Origin of the sequence: Actinomadura rubrisoli (assembly GCF_004349215.1) — a bacterium.
Taxonomy (GTDB): domain Bacteria; phylum Actinomycetota; class Actinomycetes; order Streptosporangiales; family Streptosporangiaceae; genus Spirillospora; species Spirillospora rubrisoli.
This window is the reverse complement of sequence record NZ_SMKU01000592.1, coordinates 1-2,912: the sequence shown is the minus strand read 5'-3', so window position 1 is coordinate 2,912 and position 2,912 is coordinate 1. Positions and strand designations below refer to the sequence as shown.

Sequence of the window (2,912 nt, the reverse complement as noted above, 5' to 3'; positions counted from 1 at the left end):
GTCCCCGGTCAGTGGAGGGCGGGGCCTCGCGCGGTGACCGGCGCCCTGGGCGGCGCTTCTGGACGTGCACCTCGGCGGCGCGATGTCACCGACCCGGTACCGGATGGGTCCCATCGCCCATGCAGCGGTACCTGGAGACGGTACGGTCGGCCAATGGGTGACCAGTCCGACAATGCGACGACGATCCGCGAAGTGATCGCGATGCTGAACACCCTGGCGGCCGACCTCCCCGAAGGCATGGACACGCGAGTGAAGTTCGGCATCTGTGATGGCGCGGACCTTCAAATGGTCGATGATGTCGATCTCAGTCACTACACGCATGTCAAAGACGGCAGACCGGTCGAGGTGTTCGTGATGTTCCGCGGTCACGTCCACCCGGAGGAAGAGCCCGGCCCGCGGCTACGCGGAGCGGCGGCGCACGTCGACGAGGAACTCCGTGAACTGCTGGAGGACGAGGACGAATGACCGTCCGGCGCCCGCCTTCCCCGTAACGGCCTCAAGGCCGCCGCGATAGGCGACGACGCATGGACTCCGAGCGGATCCCACCCGAGGTCGGGGTTCCCGGCGGCCGCGGGGCCGGGTCGGTAGTGTGCGGATCATGGAGCAGGCCGCCAGTGATCCCTACGTGCGGGTGCGCGGCGCCCGCGAGCACAACCTGCGCGGGGTGGACGCGGCGATCCCCCGGGACGCGCTGGTCGCGTTCACCGGGGTGTCGGGGTCGGGCAAGTCGTCGCTGGCGTTCGGGACGCTGTACGCCGAGGCGCAGCGCCGCTACCTGGAATCGGTCGCGCCGTACGCGCGGCGGCTGCTGCACCAGGTTGCCGCGCCGGCCGTGGAGGAGATCACCGGGCTGCCGCCCGCGGTGGCGCTGGAGCAGCGGCGGTCGGTGCCGTCGTCGCGGTCGTCGGTCGGGACGGTGACGACGCTGTCGAACTCGCTGCGCATGCTGATGTCGCGCGCCGGGGACTTCCCGCCCGGCGCGCAGCACCTGGACTCCGACGCGTTCTCGCCCAACACCGCCGCCGGGGCCTGCCCGCACTGCCACGGCCTGGGGGAGGTCCACCAGGCCACCGAGGGGTCGCTGGTCCCCGACCCCTCGCTCAGCATCCGCGACGGGGCCGTGGCGTCCTGGCCGGGGGCGTGGCAGGGCAAGAACCTGCGCGACATCCTGGACGCGCTCGGCTACGACATCGACCGGCCCTGGCGCGACCTGCCGCGCGAGCAGCGCGAGTGGATCCTGTTCACCGATGAGCAGCCCGTGGTGACCGTCCACCCCGTCCGCGAGGCGCACCGCATCCACCGCCCCTACCGGGGCACCTACTCCAGCGCCCGGCGGCTGGTGCTGCGCGCCTTCGCCGACTCAAAGAGCGAGGCGCGCCGCAAGCGCGCCGAGTCGTTCCTGGTCAGCGCGGTCTGCCCGGTGTGCGGGGGGCGGCGGCTGCGGCCCGAGGCCCTCGCGGTCACCTTCGCCGGACGCACCATCGCCGACCTGGCCGCGTTGCCGCTGTCCGCGCTCGCCGGCGTCCTGCGCCCCCACCTGGCCGGGGACGGCCCGGCGGCGGTCCTGGCCCGCGACCTGACCGCGCGGATCGAGGTGCTGGCCGAGCTCGGGCTGGGCTACCTGAGCGTGTCGCGGCCGAGCCCGACGCTGTCGGCGGGGGAGCTGCAGCGGCTGCGGCTGGCCACGCAGCTGCGGTCGGGGCTGTTCGGCGTGGTGTACGTGCTGGACGAGCCGTCCGCGGGCCTGCACCCGGCCGACACCGAGGCGCTGATGACGGTGCTGGGCCGGCTGAAGGCGGCGGGCAACAGCGTGTTCCTGATCGAGCACGACATGCGGGTCGTCCGGAGCGCCGACTGGCTGGTGGACGTCGGCCCCGCCGCGGGGGCGCACGGCGGCCGCGTGCTGCACAGCGGCCCGGTGAAGGCGCTGCGGGACGTCCCGGAGTCGGTGACCCGCCGGTTCCTGTTCGGTGAGGTGACGCACCCGCGGCGCGAGCCCCGCGAGCCGTCCGGGACGCTCCGGCTGCGGGGCGTCACCCGCCACAACCTGCGCGGACTGGACGCCGACGTGCCGCTGGGGGTGTTCACCGCCGTGACGGGGGTGTCGGGCTCGGGCAAGTCCACGCTGGTGGACGCCCTCGCCGAGCACGCCGCGGGGCACCGGGTGGTGCGGGTCGACCAGCGGCCCATCGGGCGGACGCCGCGCTCCAACCTCGCCACCTACACCGGCCTGTTCGACGCCGTCCGCAAGCTGTTCGCGGGGACCGAGCAGGCCCGGGCGCGCGGCTACGGCGCCTCGCGGTTCTCCTTCAACATGCCGGGCGGCCGGTGCGAGAACTGCCAGGGGGAGGGCTACATCTCGGTCGAGCTGCTGTTCCTGCCGTCCACCTACGCGGTCTGCGACGTCTGCCGCGGCGCCCGCTACAACCCCGAGACGCTGGAGGTCACCTGGAACGGCGCCGACATCGCCGGGGTGCTGGCCATGACGGTGGACGAGGCGGCCGCCTTCCTCGCCGGCGCGCGGCCCGCCGCCCGCGCACTGGCCGCGCTCGCCGACGTCGGCCTGGGCTACCTGCGGCTGGGGCAGCCCGCGACGGAGCTGTCGGGCGGCGAGGCGCAGCGGATCAAGCTCGCCTCCGAACTGCAACGCGCCCGCCGCGCCCGCACCCTGTACCTGCTGGACGAGCCGACCACGGGCCTGCACCCCGCCGACACCGCCGTGCTGATGCGCCTGCTCCACGCCTTGGTCGACGACGGCGCGACCGTGGTGGTCGTCGAGCACGACATGGACGTCGCTGCGGCCGCCGACCACGTCATCGACCTCGGACCGGGAGGCGGCGACGAGGGCGGCCGCATCGTCGCCCAAGGCCGCCCCACCGAGGTGGCCGCCTCCCCGGAGAGCCGCACCGCCC

General features: G+C 74.1%; 2 protein-coding genes. Both read left to right on the top strand.

What is annotated here, in order from left to right; genetic code table 11:
- The first annotated feature begins 153 nt into the window (after positions 1-153).
- Positions 154-465 (top strand): hypothetical protein, encoded by a 312-nt coding sequence (locus tag E1298_RS45775; protein WP_131903630.1) that lies wholly within the window; start codon positions 154-156, stop codon positions 463-465.
- A gap of 133 nt (positions 466-598) precedes the next feature.
- Positions 599-2,912: ATP-binding cassette domain-containing protein (locus tag E1298_RS45770; RefSeq protein ID WP_131903629.1), on the top strand; the 2,314-nt coding region annotated here is incomplete at its 3' end.